The organism is Aeromonas sp. ZOR0001 (genome assembly GCF_000801015.1).
In the GTDB taxonomy this organism is placed as follows: Bacteria; Pseudomonadota; Gammaproteobacteria; order Enterobacterales; family Aeromonadaceae; genus Aeromonas; species Aeromonas veronii.
Genome location: NZ_JRJY01000091.1, coordinates 21805 through 38019, shown reverse-complemented (window position 1 = coordinate 38019; position 16215 = coordinate 21805). Strand labels below are relative to the sequence as shown.

Here is a 16215-nt window from a genome sequence, read left to right as displayed (position 1 = left end):
TTGCCTTGCCTTATGCCCTTGGCAAGGCGATCGAACCAATAGATACACGGGGTAAAAGGGCGACAAGTTTAATGGGTTTCTAAAATCCGGTGAAGCAAATGATTAAATCCGGAAGGATCTTCCGCGGGCCAAGCGTGGTGGCCGTTGGGGGTGTGGATGGTGGCGTTGGGAAGGGCGGCAAACTGCTCTACCCGTTTGGCCAGCGGCAGGTAGTCATGACTGGTGGAGATGATGGCCACCGGCTGCCAGATAGCGCCGAGCCGGGCCCGTACCGACCAGCCCGGTAGCGCCTCCAGCAGCGCCTTGTAGGTTTTCTTTTTATTGCGCACGAAACGCAGCCGGAAGGTGTGGCGCACCTGCGCCAGATCCGGGCCGGGGAAGAGCTCGCGCCCCAGCCACCAGGCGAGGGGGCGCATGCCAAACCAGCGCAGCCACTTGAGACGCTGGGCGTAACGCTCCTGCTCTTTGGGTGTTTCCAGCAAAAACTCGCTAAAACCGTTGACCAGCACCAGCCCCTGCACCTTGTGGGGCAGTTGCAGCGCCAGCTCCAGCGCCACCATGGCCCCGAGCGACAACCCTACCACCCAGGCGGGGCCGGATTGCTCATCAAGCCAGCGCACTACATCTGCCGCCAGAGTGGCCACGTCAAACGGCCCTTCCTGCATGCTCTGGCCGTGGCCGCGCAAGTCCAGCGCCACCACCCGGTACTGTTCGGAAAACCGTTCGATCTGCGCCTGCCAGTCGAGGCTCGAGGAGCCCAGCCCGTGCAGCAGCAACAGCAAGGGGCCCTCTCCTGCGCTGCGCAGGGCAAGCCCGTTGAATTTCATCACCTGATTGCGGCGCATCAGTGTATTGCCTCTCGACTCATCACCTGAACCATCTCTCGTTGTTATGTTGCCCGTGGCCATCCTGCCACGTTATCAGCACGACGCCCAATCAGCCTTCGCTGACCAGACTCACCGCCTTGATATAAGCGTAGATCTGCTGCTCCGGCGCCAGCGCCAGCCGCCTGGCGGAGCGGCTGGTGATCCGAGCCAGCAGTATCTGCTCACCCAGCGCCAACTGCAACAGAGTCTGGCCGGGGCGAACCTCGCGCACCGCCAGCAGACGGGTGACGAGACAGTTGGAGAGACTGGAGTGCTCGATGGGTGCCGTGGCAATCACCACATCGCGCCCGGCCACCTTGATCTGCAAAGGGCCGCTCTCATCCGGCACCTGGGTCATGGTGACCCGCAGTTGCTGCTCACCAAGCTGCAGGGTCGCCATCTGCTCCTCTTCATCGTAGTGAGAGAGGGTCGCCGCCAGCATCACCCCGGCATCGTCACGGCTGGCGAGCGAGAGATCAGTGCGGGCGAAGATCTCGCTCGGCCGGCCTTGCGCCTCCACCCTGCCACCTTCCAGCAGCACCAGCTGATCGCAGAGCAGGCTCACCTCCTCCATGGCGTGACTGACGAAGATCATCGGGATACCGCTCTCCTGCTGCAACCCCTTGAGCACATGGGCCTGATGGATGCGGCTGCGCCGATCGAGCGCAGAAAAAGGCTCATCGAGCAGCAGCAGATCAGGCTCGGCCAGCAGCGCCCGCCCCAATGCTACACGCTGGCGTTGGCCGCCAGAAAGGGCATGGGCAGGTTGCCCCAGCAGATCGGCAAAGCCGAGCCGCGCCGCCAGCGCTTCGGGCTGCCAGCGCCCTCGCCCCTTGCGGGCCGCCAGTTGCAGATTGCCGAGCACCGTCAGATGGGGGAAGAGCCGCGAGTCCTGAAACACCAGCCCGATCCGGCGCGCTTCGGGCAGCAGTTGAGCATACTCCCGCTCGCACCACCATAAGCGATCCCCGTTTTGGCGATCGAGTCCGGCGATGATGCGCAGCAGGGTGCTCTTGCCACAGCCCGAGGGGCCGAACAGGCCTAGGATCCCCCCCAGCTCGAGGGTCAGTGCACAATCGAGGGTAAAGGGGCCAAACTCGCGCCGGGCATGGAGGTTCAGGGCATGGCAGTGCGGCTCGTTCACTGGCGGCATAGTGGCGGGCTGGTTCATCCAAACACTCTCCGCTGTCTGCGCTGCAACACCCCGTAGACCAGCACCAGCATCACCAGCGAGAAGGCCATCAGGCCGCCCGCCAGATAGTGGGCTTGTCGGTAATCCATCGCCTCCACATGATCAAACAGGGCGATGGAGAGCACCTGGGTCTCGCCGGGGATATTGCCGCCAATCATCAGCACCACGCCAAACTCCCCCAGGGTGTGGGCAAAGCCCAGCGCTGCCGCCATCACAAAGCTGGGCAGGGTCATCGGCAAGATGATGTGGAAGAAGCGCTCCAGCGGGCCGAGCCCCAGGGTCGCAGCGGCCTCCAATTCTTTGTTGCCCATGTTGACGAAGGCGGAGGTGAGCGGCTGCACCACAAACGGCAGCGAATAGAGGATGGAGGCAAACAGCAGGCCGAGAAAGCTGAAGGCGAGCGGGGCGCCAAAGGTGTCGCGCCACCAGGCGCCGAAGCCATATTCGGGGGAGAAGGCGAGCAGCAGATAAAAACCCAGCACTGTGGGAGGCAGCACCAACGGCAGTGCCACCAAGGCCTCAACCAGCGGCCGCAGCCGGTTCTGACTGCGCGACAGCCACCAGGCCAGCGGCGGTGCCAGCAACAGCAAAATCGCTGTGGTGCAGGCGGCAAGCTTCAGGGTGAGCCAGACCGCCAGCAGATCCCCTTCACTCATTGCCGACCTCCCGGTTGATAAATGCCCCCAACGGCATGGTATCCATCCTTATTGCAAAGAGTGGCCGACCCGAAGGCCGACCACTCAGGGTATTACGTCAGCCCCATCCCTTATTGGGGCAGGGCATAACCCGCCGCCTTGATCTGCGCCTGACCCGGCCCCTTGAGCCAGGCCACCAGCGCCTCGACCGCGGCGCCTTTCTTCAATACCAGCCCCTGCTGCTCGATGGGGGGATAGAAGCTCGCAGGCACCGCCCAGGCTTCGTCGGTCTTGCCTGCTTCCACCAGATTGGCCCAGGCGACAAAGCCCAGTTCGGCATTGCTGGTATCGACAAATTGCCAGGTCTGGCCGATGTTGGCGCCGGTCAGCAACCGGTACTGCTTGGGATCGATCTTGAGATGGGTGAGGGTCGCCATGGCGGCAGCACCATAGGGAGCTGTGCGGGCATTGGCGATGGCGAGGTTGCCTTTCCAGCTGCGCAGGGTCGCCTCGTCAGGGGCCGGCCCCCCCTTCTTCCACAGCCCCAGCTGGCCGATGGCGTAGGTGAAGCGATCGCTCCCCTTGCCCTCTTTTTCCAGCTTCTCGGGGGTCGCCGCATCGGCGGAGAGGAAGAGATCGAACGGCGCGCCGTGGCTGATCTGGGTGTAGAGCACCCCGGTGGCAGCAGACGAGATGGCCAGGGTATGGCCGGTCTTGGCGGTGAACTCCTTGCCGATACGCTCGATAGTGCCCTTGAAGTTGGCAGCCACAGCCACTTTCACTTCATCGGCCTGCACGGCACCGGTATGCAAGGTGGTAGCGCAGACGCCGGCGATGACAACAGATAACAGCGGTTTCATTCCCTTTCTCCTGATGGGGCCCGCACATCCGCGCCCCTTGGCGGGGCCGTGGTTCCCGTTGAACCTGCGCCCCTCGTGATGAACAGGTCAGGCTTGCCAGCGGGCAGCGGCGGCGTTGTCGCTCTCCTTGGCCTCGACCCAGCGTTGCACACCCTCGGCGGTCAGCTCTTTTTTCCAGAACGGCGCCCGGGTTTTCAAGAAATCCATGATGAAGTGACAGGCGTCAAAGGCGGCGTCGCGGTGGGCACTGCTCACCGCCACCAGCACGATCTGATCGCCAAGCCACAGCTCGCCGATGCGGTGGATCAGGGTGCACTCCTGCAGCGACCAGCGGCGGCGGGCCTCCTGCACGATATCGGCCAGCGCCTTCTCGGTCATACCGGGGTAGTGCTCAAGGGCCAGCCCCTTCACTTCCTCCCCCTGATTGAAGTCGCGCACCTTGCCAACGAAGGTGACGATGGCGCCACTGTCTGGACGGGTGGCGAGGCGGGCATATTCATCCGCCAGCGAGAAATCCTCCCGCTGCACCACAATGCGATCTGTGATGGTTGCCTCGCTCATCCTTAACCTCCGGTCACTGGTGGGAAAAAAGCAACCTCATCCCCATCATTGATGGGGGTATCGAGGGACACCAGGGTCTGGTTGACCGCCACCAGCAGTTTGCCCACCTCAAGGGCCAGCGCCCACTTGTCGCCGCGCTCACAAAGCGCCGCGCGCAGTTGTTCGGCGGTGGCGTAGTCGCATGGCAGGCTCAACTCGTCGCAGGCCACCAGCTCTCTTACTTGCGCAAAAAACAGTACCTTGATCATGCTTGCCCCCCGCTATTTGCCCCCAGCTGAAAATGGCCGGACTTGCCGCCCTTTTTCTCTACCAGCCGCACCTGTTCGATCACCATGTCCTTTTGTACCGCCTTGCACATGTCGTAGATGGTCAGCGCCGCCACCGATGCCGCCGTCAGCGCCTCCATCTCTACCCCGGTCTTGCCGGAGAGCTTGCAGAGAGTGCGGATATGTACCCGATTCTGCTCGGGCAGCGGCACTATCTCCACCTCGACTTTGGTCAAGGCCAGCGGATGGCAGAGGGGGATAAGATCAGAGGTCTTCTTGGCAGCCATGATACCGGCGATGCGGGCGGTGGCGAACACGTCCCCCTTGTGGTGCTGGCCGCTCAGGATCAGCGCCAGCGTCTCGGGAGCCATGGCAACAAACGCCTCGGCACGGGCTTCGCGCTCGGTCACCTGCTTGTCGGTCACATCCACCATATGGGCTTCGCCGCTCTGGTTCAGATGCGTCAGGTTGGGCTGGGTCTGCTTGGGATCGGTCTGGTTCATCGTTTGCTCTCAGAGGTGGGAGACAAAGTTGCACGGCTTGGTGCGGGCATCGAGCTGATCGCGGATCAGTTGCTCCCAACCCAGCTGACAGGCGCCGGTGGAGCCGGGCAGACAGCAGATCAGGGTGCGATTGGCGAGTCCCGCCAGCGCACGGCTCTGCATGGCGGAGCCTTTAATCTCGGCAAAAGAGAGTTGACGGAACATCTCGCCAAAACCCTGTACGGTGCGCTCGAACAGCACACCGACCGCTTCCGGTACCCGGTTCTGTTCATTGAAACCGGTACCGCCGTTAATCAGTACCACCTGCACCCCCTCATCGGCGATCCACTCGCTCACCCGCGCGCGGATGCGAAACAGGTTGTCCGGGCAGAGCGCCCGATCGGCCAGCTGATGGCCCGCGTCGGTAAGGGCCGAGACAAGATAGTCGCCCGAGCTGTCATCGGCGGCGGTGCGGCTGTCGGAGACCGTCAGCACGGCGATCTTGAGGGGAATAAATGCGTTGTGTTTCTGTCCCATCGGGCAGCTCCTTGTGGCTATGGGCCGTCAACGAGGCAGGAAGAGAAGGGGTATGAGAGGCCAGCTGTCAGGGCGCAAAAACTGACGCAGACAGGGGTGACCAACTTGCTCAAGCGTGTGACGGCGGGCTGATTCTATCAAAGGTTTCACGAGATATGGGATTTAAAAGACACACAAATCTGATGCTTGTCCCATATATGAACAAAACGCAGGCCGGGTAAACCCGGCCTGTCGTCGCAGGATCAGAACCCTTTCACCCCGGTCATGTCGGGCAGCTGGTGAGCGATCCCCTTGTGACAGTCGATGCAGGTACTTTCACCACTGGCCAGATTGGTAGAGTGCATCTTGGCGGCACGCTGCCCCTGCAGGGAGAAGTCCATGTACTCGAAGTTGTGGCAGTTGCGGCACTCGCGCGAATCGGTCTCTTTCATCCGCTGCCACTCCCGCTCCGCCATCTCGCGTCGGTGCGACTCGAACTTCTCGCGGGTATCCACCTTGCCGGTGATCATGCCCCACAGCTCCTTGGAAGCCTGCACTTTGCGGATGATCTTGTAGGTCCACTCATGGGGTACGTGACAATCCGGGCAGCTGGCCCGTACACCGGAGCGGTTAGCGTAGTGGATGGTATCGCGATACTCCTCGAACACGTTGTCCTTCATCTCGTGACAGCTGGTGCAGAAGGCCTCGGTGTTGGATGCTTCCATGGCGGTGTTGAAGCCACCCCAGAAAATCACGCCACCAAAGAAGCCCATCAGCAGGATGACCCAGAGAGCCGCCTTCGACGGTGACTTGAAGGTGGTCCACAGACGCTGGATAAAGCCGGGTAATTTCATCTATGGATTCCTCAGTTCAGCGCTTCAACCGGTTTAAAGGTATTTTCCACAAGCGGCTTGGCATCCGCTTGCGGCACATGGCACTGCAGGCAGAAGTAGCGACGCGGCGACACTTCACCCAGGGTCAGGCCGTCGCGGGTCTCGAAGTGAGTCGGGCTGATCTTGGGAGCCTTCATGGCGCTGGCATTCTTGAAGCTGTGGCAAGCCAGGCACTTGTTGACCTTGGTGTCCACCTCGTAGTTGCGAATGTCGTGGGGGATCAGCGGCGGCTGATGCATGTACTGGCGATCGTAGGGCGCGCCATCCTTGCGGAAGTTTTTCAGGGGCGCGGCGGTGGCATCGGTCACCAGATCGGTGGCGCCACGCTCGGACTTGAGGCCACCGGTACTGTTGGTGATCTCGGGGGCCGCTGCCATCAAGGATCCCGCCATCAGGCAGGCCAGCATTGCTCCAATCAGCTTTTTCATTATTTGTTCTCCGACGTTTTTTCTGCCTTGACGGCAAAACCTACAGTGATTTCAAAAACTTGTTCCGCGCAGACATCGATGCAGCGGCCACAGTTGGTACACTCCTGAGCCGCAATCAAGGGCCCGTGACCGCGCTTGGCACCGTGAACAGGCCCGCGCAGGATGGGACGCTCCGGGCAGACCGCATAACAATCCATGCAGTTGTTGCACCGCTCGCGCCCCTTGGCAGAAATCTTGATAAATCCGACCCGGTTGACCAGGGCATAGAAGGCCCCCACCGGACAGAGATGACCGCACCAGCCCCGCTCAACCACGAAGAGATCGAACAGGAACAGCGCTGCAAGCAGGGCCCAGCCAGCCCCCATGCCAAACAGCAGACCACGCATGGCGAGTGACACCGGATTGACCAGCTCCCACGCCATCACCCCGACAACCGCTGGCACCACCAGCACCATGGCCAGCAGCCAGTAGCGGGTCGCACGGCTGAACTGGCCATTGCCCTTGAGGCCAAGTCGCCCCCGGAGCCAGGCTGCGGCATCCGTGATGAGGTTGACCGGACAGACCCAGGAGCAGAACACCCGCCCCCCGACCAGCCAGTAACCGGCCAGCACAATGGCAGCCCCCAGCCAGAGGGTGGTGATGGGCCAGTGACCCGCCGCCAGCGACTGCAACAGCGTGAGGGGATCGGTCAGCGGCACCGTCTCCAGCAACAGCGAGCTGGAGAGGTTGCCCTTGAGGATCCAGATGCCCGCCAACGGCCCCAGCAAAAACAGCCCGAGCACGCTGAACTGACTCAGCCGACGCAGCAGCAGGAAGCGATGGGAACGCCACCACCCCAGCTTGATGCGCGCCTCTTCCCCCGGATAACGACTCATAACCCCTCCGGTTTGCGGGTGGGCAGGGTGAGTCTGTCGCCGATGAGCGACTTGTTCCCCGCCTTGGCCTTCTCTTCCCAGCCGAGCCGGTAGTGATGACCCAGCTCACCTTTGGCAAGCTGGCGTGGCACCACCTTGATGGCCGCTTCCTCCAGCACGCAGGCATGCTCACACTTGCCACAGCCGGTACAGATATCGCTGTGTACCGTGGGCAGGAACATGGCGTGTTTGCCGGTACGCTGGTTATGCTGCAGCTCAAGAGTGATCGCCTTGTCAATCAGCGGGCAGACCCGATAACAGACATCGCAGCGCAGCCCCAGATAGTTGAGACAGGTCTCGTGATCGATGAGCACTGCCACCCCCATCCGGGCCTGATCGATGTCGGTCATCTGCTGATCCAGCGCCCCGCTCGGGCAGGCCACCACGCAAGGGATGTCATCACACATCTCGCAGGGCACGGCACGCGCCTTGAAATAAGGGGTACCGGTGGTCACAGGGTCAAACAGCCGGGCGAGCTTGAGGGTGTCGTAGGGGCACGCCTCGACGCAGAGCCCGCAACGCACGCAGGCGCTGAGGAACTCTGTTTCATCGAGAGCGGCGGGCGGACGCAGCGCCTGGGCAGGGACAGCTTGTGCCTGCTGGCGGGCCACGCCACCGAGCCCCACGCCAAGTAGGCCCACACCGCAGGCCCCCTTGGCCATGTCGGCCAGAAACTGGCGACGACTACGACTCATCTCGTACTCCCCCGCCTTAAGCCTTCATCACCTTGACGGCGCACTTCTTGTAATCGGTCTCTTTCGAGAGCGGATCGGTGGCGTCCAGGGTCAGCTTGTTGACCAACTGGCTCGCATCAAAGAAGGGCATGAAGACCAGTCCTTTCGGCGGACGGTTGCGACCACGGGTCTCGACACGGGTCTTCACCTCGCCACGGCGGGAGGAGACGATCACCTCTTCACCACGACGCACGCCGCGAGCCTTGGCATCGTCCGGGTGCATGAAGAGCACCGCATCCGGGAAGGCGCGATAGAGCTCGGGCACCCGACGGGTCATGGTGCCGGTGTGCCAGTGCTCCAGCACGCGACCGGTAGAGAGCCACAGGTCGTACTCTTTATCGGGCGACTCGGCGGCGGGCTCAAACGGCAGGGCGAATATGACCGCCTTGCCATCGGGTTTGCCATAAAAACGTACCCCCTCGCCCGCTTTCACATAAGGGTCGAACCCTTCGCGGTAGCGCCACAGGGTCTCTTTGCCATCTACCACAGGCCAGCGCAGACCACGGGCTTCGTGGTACTGATCGAACGGTGCCAGATCGTGGCCGTGACCGCGACCGAAGGTGGCGTACTCCTCGAACAAGCCCTTCTGGACGTAGAACCCGAAGTGCTCGGCTTCGTCGTTCAGCATCCCCTTGCTCTGCTCTTTCGGGAACTGGTTGACCTGACCGTTGGCATAGAGCACGTCGAACAGGGTTTTACCCTTCACTTCCGGCATCTTGGCAATCAGCTCAGCCGGCCACACTTCCTCGACTTTGAAGCGCTTGGAGAACTCCATCAGCTGCCACAAGTCGGACTTGGCCCCTTCCGGCGCTTTCACCTGCTGGTGCCAGAACTGGGTGCGGCGCTCGGCGTTGCCGTAGGCCCCCTCTTTCTCCACCCACATGGCGGTAGGCAGAATGAGGTCAGCGGCCTGGGCAGTGACGGTCGGGTACGGGTCAGAGACCACGATGAAGTTGCGCGGATCGCGATAGCCAGGCAGGCGATCGGTATTCATGTTGGGGCCAGCCTGCATGTTGTTGTTACACATCACCCAGTAGGCGTTGAGCTTGCCATCTTTGAGCATGCGATCCTGCAGCACGGCGTGGAAACCCACCTTGTCGGGAATGGTCCCCTCCGGCAGTTTCCAGATCTGCTCGGCAATGGCGCGGTGTTTGGGCTCGGTCACCACCATGTCGGCAGGCAGACGGTGGGCAAAGGTACCCACTTCACGCGCGGTGCCACAGGCAGAGGGCTGACCGGTCAGCGAGAAAGGACCATTACCCGGCTCGGAGATCTTGCCGGTCAGCAGGTGGATGTTGTAGCAGAGGTTGTTGGCCCAGACGCCACGGGTATGCTGGTTGAAGCCCATGGTCCAGTAAGAGACCACCTTCTTGCTCGGGTCGGCATAGAGCTTGGCCAGCTTTTCCAGCTTCTCTTTGGAGACGCCGGAGAGCTTGGAGACCGACTCCACATCGTAATCCGCCACGAACTTGGCAAACTCCTCGAAGGTCATCGGAGTGGCATCGCCACTGTCCGGGTTCTTCGCTTTCTGCTGCAGCGGATCGGTCGGGCGCAGGCCGTAACCGATGTCGGTGACCCCCTTCTTGAACACGGTGTGCTTGTTGACGAAGTCCCAGTTCACCTTGTCGTTCTGGATGATGTAGTTGGCGACATAGTTGAGGATCGCCAGGTCGGTCTGCGGAGTGAACACCATGCCGTTGTCCGCCAGCTCGAAGCTGCGGTGCTCGAAGGTCGAGAGCACGTGCACCTGCACATCCGGGTTGGAGAGACGGCGATCGGACATCCGCGACCAGAGGATGGGGTGCATCTCGGCCATGTTGGAGCCCCACAGCACGAATGCATCGGCCTGCTCGATATCGTCGTAGCAGCCCATCGGTTCGTCCATGCCGAAGGTACGCATGAAGCCGACGACCGCAGAGGCCATGCAGTGACGGGCATTGGGGTCAATGTTGTTGGAGCGGAAACCGGCCTTCATCAGCTTGGCGGCGGCATAGCCTTCCCAGACGGTCCACTGGCCGGAGCCGAACATGCCGACGGCGGTCGGCCCCTTCTCTTTCAGGGTCGCCTTGAACTTCTCGGCCATGATGTCGAACGCCTGATCCCAGCTGATGGGGGCAAAGTCGCCATCCTTGTCGAACTGGCCGTTCTTCATCCGCAGCATCGGCTGGGTCAGGCGATCCTGGCCGTACATGATCTTGGAGAGGAAGTAGCCCTTGATGCAGTTGAGGCCACGGTTGACCGGTGCATCGGGGTCACCCTGAGTCGCCACGACCCGACCATCCTGAGAGCCCACCAGCACGGAGCAGCCGGTACCGCAGAAGCGGCAGGGAGCCTTATCCCAATGGATGGCTGTCTTGTCGGTACTGGTGATGAGATTGGCTGCCAGCGTGGGGGCACTGACACCGGCCACGGCTGCGGCAGCTGCCACCGCGTTGGCCTTCATAAAGTCGCGTCGACTCAGCTTCATGGCATATCCTCACATTGCTTATCGCGTAATAGTTGTCGAATCTGTCGAACGGGAGCCAGCCATCAGCGGCAGAGGGCACGCCCGGCATCCCATCACTCTTTTCAGTGACCGCCCAGTTCATCGAACTGGTGGTAAATCAGGGCGGCTGAGAGCACGCCCGGCATCGCCTGTATCGCATCAATGGCCGCCATGATCGGCCGCTGGCTCGGACCTTCCAGGGTCACGACCAGCTTGCCCTCGTCACTGACGGCGTGGATCTCGGCCCCTTCAAGGGCGCCAATCTGCTCGGCGAGCTGATGGCGCAAAGGGGGCTGGGTCAGCACCACCAGACTCGATACATGGAACTCCTGATCCATTGTGGCTTCTGTGTCACACGGCTTCTGACTCATTCTGACTCCTGCTTGAGGGTGGGCTGGCTCGCACCACCGGATGGGGCGGCTCGCCCGTCGACCTTGATGCTGCCAACCGGACAATCCTGCACACAGGCGCCGCAGCCATTACAGCGATCCGGCTCGACCGTCGGGGTGGGCACACGCCCCAACACCGGAATAAAACGAATGGCATTGGGCTCGCAGCTGTCCTGACAGCGCTGGCAGAACACCTGACCATTGGCCAGACAGTTGGCCTCGATATGGGCCTTGTAGTGCCAGGGGGACTCGCTGGTCGGGCGAAACACAGGCGCCTTGCAGACCGTGACGCACTCAGTGCAGAAGGTGCATTCGCCACGCTGGAAATCGACCACCGGAAAACCGCCCTCGCCATTCACCAGGATCTGCTCCGGACAGGCCGCCAGACACTCCCCGCAGCGGGTGCAGTCGGTGACAAATGCCGACCAGTTGACTGACCAGGGCAACTGCACCGGCGGTTCGGCAGTTCTCAGCCGCCCCCGGAACAGGCCGCGGCGGGCAAGATCGATCTCATCCGGCATGTTGACTCCTGTTCTGGTGAAAAAGGGGACAGTGCGAGTCCATGATTGGCATTCTTGATACCAATTATAAGAGTGGGTGTATATTGCGGCCCTGACAAGGTAAGGGATATACCACCAGGGAGATAAACAGGGGGGATTCTTGCGCCAGATCAAAGCCTTGCAGCGCAATAAAAATGGAGGTATCGGTTAAAATACCTCCATGTGAGGATTGCTATTTAATCGTTGGCGATTTTTTGCGGTTATCCGCCGATCGAGGCGAGATGAGGGGTGATACCGGCATTGCCCTCATGGAGACGATGGGTAGCACTCTTGCCCGCCAGTGCCGCGCGAATGCGCTGTTGCAGCTCATCGGATTGTGCATCTGCGCCGAGCAGATCCCGCAGGTCGATGCCGTTGTCACCAAACAGGCACAGATGCAGCTTCCCCAGCGAGGAGACCCGCAGCCGGTTGCAACCGGCACAGAAATCCTTGCTGTAGGGCATGATGAGCCCCACCCCACCTTGCGAATCGGGGTGCATAAAGACCTGCGCCGGACCGTCATCCGTGCCCCGCAACTGCTGCACCCAGCCGCTCTCCAGCAAGCGCTGTTTGATCTGCTCGCCGCTGACATGGTGGTCACGAAACAGGGTATCCATCTCGCCGGTCTGCATCAGCTCGATAAAGCGCAGCTCGATGGGCTTGTGCCTGATCCAGCCCAGAAAGGCATCAAGCTGGTAGTCGTTGAGCCCCTTGAGCAGCACCGCATTGATCTTCACCGATTTGAAACCGGCGGCCAGTGCTGCTTCGATCCCCTCCATCACTTCGGCCAGCTTGTTCTCGCCAGTGATCTGGTGAAACTGGCGCGGGTCGAGACTGTCGACACTGACATTCAGCGCGTTGAGTCCGGCATCAAACCACTCCTGAGCCCGCTCCTTGAGGCGATAGCCGTTGGTGGTCATGGCGACCTTCTCGATGCCCGGGGTGGTGGCAATCACCTTGACGATCTCGGTGAAATCGCGGCGCAGGGAGGGCTCGCCCCCCGTGATGCGCACCTTGCGGGTGCCCATGGCGGCAAAACCGCTGACCACGCGGCGGATCTCGTCAATCGAGAGAAAGGGTTGACGCCCCGCTTTGTGACCTTCGGGGGGACGATAGCCGTCAGGCAGGCAATAGGTGCAACGGAAATTGCACACATCGGTCACCGACAGACGCAAATAGTAAAAACGACGGGAAAAACCATCTTCAAGTGGCAACATAAACACCTTTCCAAATACGGGAGGCCAGGGCATTTCTTTCCTGACCCTTACAGCTCGAACGTCGGCTGACGGCTGGTTTCCCCCTATCGCTAGGACTTAGGCAAAACCGCTCGGAGTTCATCTAGTTTTTCGATGCTAACACAAGTTGGAGTACACTCCCACGCATCTTGCGGGGTCCTTATCACTATTCAGAGGTGCGCATCAGTATGGGAAAACGGTTCAGGGTCCATTCGGTCAGCAGTGCCATCGGGCGCGCCATGGTATTGATCCTCTTTATGGCCAGCCTGATCGCGCTGGTCGCCATGGTTACCCTCTTCTACTCGGTACCCGATGCCAAGGCGATCAACCTCTCCGGTTCGCTGCGGATGCAGGCCTACCGGATGGCCTACGAAATCGAGCGGGGCGACAGCGTGCTGGGGCGCCTCTCCCAGTTTGAAGAGACCCTGCACGCCGAAGAGCTGCAGGAGACCCAGCGCTGGATCACTCCTGCCTCCCTGCGTCGCACCTATGGCGAGGTGCTCGGCCAGTGGCAGGTAATGCGCCAGCACATCGAGGATCGCACCCCCAGACGGTACACCGATAACACCGAGCAGTTTGTGGCGGCCATCGACAATTTCGTCAATCAGATGCAGTACCACGTGGAATTCAAGGTGCGGATGCTGGCACTAGCAGAGGGGCTCGGCCTGCTGGCCATCATCACCATCGCCTGGTTCACGGTGCGCTTCACCCGCCAGCAGGTGGTCGCCCCCCTCAACCAGCTGGTCTACTGCGCCCGCCAGATCCAGCGGCAGGATTTCGATCTTAAACTGCCCGCCCACGGCGAAAACGAGCTGGGGGAGCTGTCGCGCGCCTTCGTCACCATGGCAGACGAGCTGGGCAAGCTCTATCGGGAGCTTGAGAACAAGGTGGAAGAGAAAACCGCCAAGCTGCAACAGGCCAACGACACACTCTCGTTTCTCTACTCGACCGCCCAGAAGCTGCACGCTGCCCCGCTCAGCACCCGTACCCTTATCAAACTGCTGGACCGCGCCGCCGCCCACCAGCATATCGACCACATCCGGCTGACCCGCTTCGAGCACAACGCCATGCCGGTCTACATCTCGGGGCGCACCGGCTGGCCCGGCGATCTCGATGCGGTCGCCAGCTTTTATCTGCAGATGGATGAGCAGGAGTTCGGCCGCCTCGACATCATCAGCCAACACCCCATCGATGAGCGGTTGATCAAGAATTTCACCATGCTGCTGGCTCAAGTGCTGCACAAAGACCAGACCCTGCTGCAACAGCAGCGACTGCTGCTGATGGAGGAGCGGGCGGTGATCGCCCGGGAGCTGCACGACTCGCTGGCGCAGGCCCTCTCCTACCTCAAGATCCAGTCCACCCTGCTCAAGCGCTCTTACGCCAAGGGGCAACATGACAAGGCGCAGGAGGCGATGCAGCAGATCGACGAGGGGCTTAGCAATGCCTATACCCAGTTGCGCGAACTGCTCGGTACCTTCCGTCTCACCATTGGCGATGCCAATCTGGGGGAAGCTATCCGGGTGATGCTCGATCAGCTGCAACCCCAGACCCAGGCCGAAATCCGGTTCCATTACGGACTGGCCGACAACGATCTGGAGGCGGGCCAGCATATCCACATTTTGCAGCTGATCCGTGAGGCAGTGCTCAATGCCATCAAACATGCCAACGCGCAAGTGATTGATGTTAGCTGTGAGACCCTCGCCAGTGGTAACATCGAGGTTCAAATTTCAGATGACGGTGTCGGGATCGGACTCGCCAGCTCGGCGATCAACCATTACGGTTTGAGCATCATGAACGAGCGCGCCAGCAAACTGCACGGTCTGCTGACCATCAACGAGCAGCAACCACAAGGCACCTGCGTGCATCTGACCTTTCCCACCAGTCTAGCGAGAGACGCCTGATGGACGAGATGAAATACACAGTTCTGGTCGTAGATGACCATCCCCTCATGCGCAAAGGGATTGTGCAGTTGCTGGCTCTGGAAGAGAACATGGAGGTGACCGGTGAAGCCTCCAACGGCACAGATGCCGTGGCGCTGGCCAAAGAGTCCGAGCCGGACCTGATCCTGCTCGACCTCAACATGAAGGGGCTCTCCGGCCTCGATACCCTCAAGGCGCTGCGGGCCGAAGAGATCACCTCCCGGGTGGTGATCCTCACCGTCTCCGATGCCCGTCAGGATGTGGTTGCTTTGCTCAAGGCGGGTGCCGACGGCTACCTGCTCAAGGATACCGAGCCTGATCTGCTGCTGGCCCAGCTGGCCGACGTGATGACCGGCAAGCAGATCCTGAGCGAACCGCTGCGCCCCTATCTCGAAAACATCTACGAGCTGGATCACCTGCAGCAGAAGCTGCAAAGCTTAACGCGTCGCGAAATGCAAATCCTGCGCGAAATTGCAAAAGGCCTCTCCAACAAACAGGTCGCCTCGGTACTCCATATCTCCGAGGGAACGGTCAAGGTTCACGTGAAGAGCCTGCTGAAGAAACTCGAGGCGCAAAGCCGCGTGGAAGCGGCTGTCATGTATCTGGAGCAGCGCAACTAAGCGCCCTCAACCGCCCGAAAAGCCACCCTCCGGTGGCTTTTTTCATTCTCTGGCACAGTCGCTGCATTGTCATATTCAGCAACTACTCAATGGAGGATGGAACATGAAACTACAACCTTTGGCACTGTTCCCCTTGCCTTCCCACATACTGCCGGGCGGCAAGCTTCCTCTGCGTCTGTTCGAGCCACGCCACCTGCAGATGCTCAAGGAGTCATTCATCAACGATCAGGGCTTTGGCATCGTGATGGAAGAGTCGACCACCTCGGGACAATCCGGCCGCATTCTGCCGGTGGGCACCCGGGTCAAGGTGACCGACTTCTACACCCTCAATGATGGCCTGCTGGGGGTGACGGTGCTGGGACTGGAGCGCTTCTGTATCCACGAGATGGAAACAGACGAGATGGGCCTGCGCCGGGCCAAGGTGGAGATGCTGCCCAACTGGCCGAGCACCCACTCAGATTTCAACGACAAGCTGCTGGTCAATCGCCTGCGGGAAGTGTTCGAGCAGTATCCGGAGCTTGATGAGCTCTATCCGGACAAGCGTTTTGAAGATGCCGCCTGGCTCTGCCAGCGCTGGCTCGAGATATTGCCGATGCCGATTTATGAAAAGCAGATGCTGATTGCCAAACAAAACAGCGAAGCAGCCCGTAAATTCCTGCATCGCCTGATTTCACAATGACA

General features: G+C 60.9%; 19 protein-coding genes and 1 riboswitch. Of the genes, 3 read left to right on the top strand and 16 right to left on the bottom strand.

The features are described from left to right. Nucleotides 1-68: 68 nt before the first annotated feature. The 16 genes from L972_RS12165 to moaA all read right to left on the bottom strand — a co-directional run bounded on the left by L972_RS12165 (nt 69) and on the right by moaA (nt 12977). A complete protein-coding gene (locus tag L972_RS12165; protein WP_047438514.1) occupies nt 69-845 on the bottom strand; it encodes an alpha/beta fold hydrolase in 777 nt (258 codons plus the stop codon). A gap of 91 nt (nt 846-936) precedes the next feature. Beyond that, entirely contained in the window at nt 937-2037 is a 1101-nt protein-coding gene (gene modC / locus L972_RS12160) for a molybdenum ABC transporter ATP-binding protein (RefSeq protein ID WP_052200058.1), read from the bottom strand. Further along, entirely contained in the window at nt 2034-2714 is a 681-nt protein-coding gene (modB, locus tag L972_RS12155; RefSeq protein WP_005334429.1) for a molybdate ABC transporter permease subunit, read from the bottom strand. The genes modC and modB overlap by 4 nt, the downstream gene beginning before the upstream one ends. 110 nt (nt 2715-2824) lie before the next feature. Then, nucleotides 2825-3553 (bottom strand): molybdate ABC transporter substrate-binding protein, encoded by a 729-nt coding sequence (gene modA, locus L972_RS12150; RefSeq protein WP_047438513.1) that lies wholly within the window; start codon nt 3551-3553, stop codon nt 2825-2827. A gap of 87 nt (nt 3554-3640) precedes the next feature. Then, a complete protein-coding gene (moaE, locus tag L972_RS12145; RefSeq protein ID WP_047438511.1) occupies nt 3641-4114 on the bottom strand; it encodes a molybdopterin synthase catalytic subunit MoaE in 474 nt (157 codons plus the stop codon). Nucleotides 4115-4116: 2 nt separating this feature from the next. Continuing rightward, a complete protein-coding gene (moaD, locus tag L972_RS12140; protein WP_047438509.1) occupies nt 4117-4362 on the bottom strand; it encodes a molybdopterin synthase sulfur carrier subunit in 246 nt (81 codons plus the stop codon). Continuing rightward, nucleotides 4359-4883 (bottom strand): cyclic pyranopterin monophosphate synthase MoaC, encoded by a 525-nt coding sequence (gene moaC, locus L972_RS12135; protein WP_047438506.1) that lies wholly within the window; start codon nt 4881-4883, stop codon nt 4359-4361. Before moaC ends, moaD begins: the two co-directional genes overlap by 4 nt. Before the next feature lie 9 nt (nt 4884-4892). Continuing rightward, on the bottom strand, nt 4893-5399 hold the full coding sequence (gene moaB, locus L972_RS12130) for a molybdenum cofactor biosynthesis protein B (protein WP_005344126.1): 507 nt from the start codon (nt 5397-5399) through the stop codon (nt 4893-4895). A 242-nt stretch (nt 5400-5641) separates the two neighbouring features. Further along, entirely contained in the window at nt 5642-6232 is a 591-nt protein-coding gene (locus L972_RS12125; protein WP_005353459.1) for a cytochrome c3 family protein, read from the bottom strand. An 11-nt stretch (nt 6233-6243) separates the two neighbouring features. Then, nucleotides 6244-6699 carry a nitrate reductase cytochrome c-type subunit gene (locus L972_RS12120; protein ID WP_005334452.1) on the bottom strand — a complete coding sequence of 152 codons (456 nt, stop codon included), beginning with the start codon at nt 6697-6699 and terminating at the stop codon, nt 6244-6246. After that, on the bottom strand, nt 6699-7574 hold the full coding sequence (gene napH / locus L972_RS12115; protein WP_047438504.1) for a quinol dehydrogenase ferredoxin subunit NapH: 876 nt from the start codon (nt 7572-7574) through the stop codon (nt 6699-6701). Before napH ends, L972_RS12120 begins: the two co-directional genes overlap by 1 nt. Next, entirely contained in the window at nt 7571-8308 is a 738-nt protein-coding gene (gene napG / locus L972_RS12110) for a ferredoxin-type protein NapG (protein WP_005334456.1), read from the bottom strand. Before napG ends, napH begins: the two co-directional genes overlap by 4 nt. A gap of 16 nt (nt 8309-8324) precedes the next feature. Then, nucleotides 8325-10814, bottom strand: a complete 2490-nt coding sequence (napA, locus tag L972_RS12105; protein WP_047438503.1) for a nitrate reductase catalytic subunit NapA — start codon at nt 10812-10814, stop codon at nt 8325-8327. Between the two features lie 101 nt (nt 10815-10915). Then, nucleotides 10916-11170: a chaperone NapD gene (locus L972_RS12100; protein ID WP_031227438.1), complete on the bottom strand. Its 255-nt coding sequence runs from the start codon at nt 11168-11170 to the stop codon at nt 10916-10918. Nucleotides 11171-11199: 29 nt separating this feature from the next. Continuing rightward, nucleotides 11200-11742 (bottom strand): ferredoxin-type protein NapF, encoded by a 543-nt coding sequence (napF, locus tag L972_RS12095; RefSeq protein WP_047438502.1) that lies wholly within the window; start codon nt 11740-11742, stop codon nt 11200-11202. A gap of 239 nt (nt 11743-11981) precedes the next feature. Next, entirely contained in the window at nt 11982-12977 is a 996-nt protein-coding gene (gene moaA, locus L972_RS12090) for a GTP 3',8-cyclase MoaA (RefSeq protein WP_041202018.1), read from the bottom strand. Then, nucleotides 12965-13105: riboswitch (molybdenum cofactor riboswitch) on the bottom strand. Its footprint overlaps the gene before it by 13 nt. Nucleotides 13106-13183: 78 nt before the next feature. On the opposite strand from moaA, the gene narQ reads away from it, so the two are divergent. The 3 genes from narQ (at nt 13184) to L972_RS12075 (ending at nt 16213) form a co-directional block, all read left to right on the top strand. Further along, nucleotides 13184-14896 carry a nitrate/nitrite two-component system sensor histidine kinase NarQ gene (narQ, locus tag L972_RS12085; RefSeq protein WP_005334468.1) on the top strand — a complete coding sequence of 571 codons (1713 nt, stop codon included), beginning with the start codon at nt 13184-13186 and terminating at the stop codon, nt 14894-14896. Continuing rightward, the gene (gene narL, locus L972_RS12080) at nt 14896-15534 is read left to right on the top strand and encodes a two-component system response regulator NarL (RefSeq protein WP_047438501.1); all 639 of its coding nucleotides are present in this window, start codon (nt 14896-14898) and stop codon (nt 15532-15534) included. The genes narQ and narL overlap by 1 nt, the downstream gene beginning before the upstream one ends. A 103-nt stretch (nt 15535-15637) precedes the next feature. Next, nucleotides 15638-16213, top strand: coding sequence for an LON peptidase substrate-binding domain-containing protein (locus tag L972_RS12075; RefSeq protein ID WP_005334473.1), 576 nt, complete (start codon nt 15638-15640; stop codon nt 16211-16213). Nucleotides 16214-16215: the final 2 nt, after the last annotated feature.

Coding starts and splice junctions, on each gene's coding strand:
- L972_RS12120 (WP_005334452.1), bottom strand. CDS start 6,699: ATGAAAAAGCTGATTGGAGCAATGCTGGCCTGCCTGATGGCGGGATCC.
- napH (WP_047438504.1), bottom strand. CDS start 7,574: ATGAGTCGTTATCCGGGGGAAGAGGCGCGCATCAAGCTGGGGTGGTGG.
- napF (WP_047438502.1), bottom strand. CDS start 11,742: ATGCCGGATGAGATCGATCTTGCCCGCCGCGGCCTGTTCCGGGGGCGG.
- moaC (WP_047438506.1), bottom strand. CDS start 4,883: ATGAACCAGACCGATCCCAAGCAGACCCAGCCCAACCTGACGCATCTG.
- moaA (WP_041202018.1), bottom strand. CDS start 12,977: ATGTTGCCACTTGAAGATGGTTTTTCCCGTCGTTTTTACTATTTGCGT.
- moaB (WP_005344126.1), bottom strand. CDS start 5,399: ATGGGACAGAAACACAACGCATTTATTCCCCTCAAGATCGCCGTGCTG.
- modB (WP_005334429.1), bottom strand. CDS start 2,714: ATGAGTGAAGGGGATCTGCTGGCGGTCTGGCTCACCCTGAAGCTTGCC.
- moaE (WP_047438511.1), bottom strand. CDS start 4,114: ATGAGCGAGGCAACCATCACAGATCGCATTGTGGTGCAGCGGGAGGAT.
- modC (WP_052200058.1), bottom strand. CDS start 2,037: ATGAACCAGCCCGCCACTATGCCGCCAGTGAACGAGCCGCACTGCCAT.
- moaD (WP_047438509.1), bottom strand. CDS start 4,362: ATGATCAAGGTACTGTTTTTTGCGCAAGTAAGAGAGCTGGTGGCCTGC.
- L972_RS12075 (WP_005334473.1), top strand. CDS start 15,638: ATGAAACTACAACCTTTGGCACTGTTCCCCTTGCCTTCCCACATACTG.
- L972_RS12125 (WP_005353459.1), bottom strand. CDS start 6,232: ATGAAATTACCCGGCTTTATCCAGCGTCTGTGGACCACCTTCAAGTCA.
- narL (WP_047438501.1), top strand. CDS start 14,896: ATGGACGAGATGAAATACACAGTTCTGGTCGTAGATGACCATCCCCTC.
- napG (WP_005334456.1), bottom strand. CDS start 8,308: ATGAGTCGTAGTCGTCGCCAGTTTCTGGCCGACATGGCCAAGGGGGCC.
- L972_RS12165 (WP_047438514.1), bottom strand. CDS start 845: ATGCGCCGCAATCAGGTGATGAAATTCAACGGGCTTGCCCTGCGCAGC.
- L972_RS12100 (WP_031227438.1), bottom strand. CDS start 11,170: ATGGATCAGGAGTTCCATGTATCGAGTCTGGTGGTGCTGACCCAGCCC.
- narQ (WP_005334468.1), top strand. CDS start 13,184: ATGGGAAAACGGTTCAGGGTCCATTCGGTCAGCAGTGCCATCGGGCGC.
- napA (WP_047438503.1), bottom strand. CDS start 10,814: ATGAAGCTGAGTCGACGCGACTTTATGAAGGCCAACGCGGTGGCAGCT.
- modA (WP_047438513.1), bottom strand. CDS start 3,553: ATGAAACCGCTGTTATCTGTTGTCATCGCCGGCGTCTGCGCTACCACC.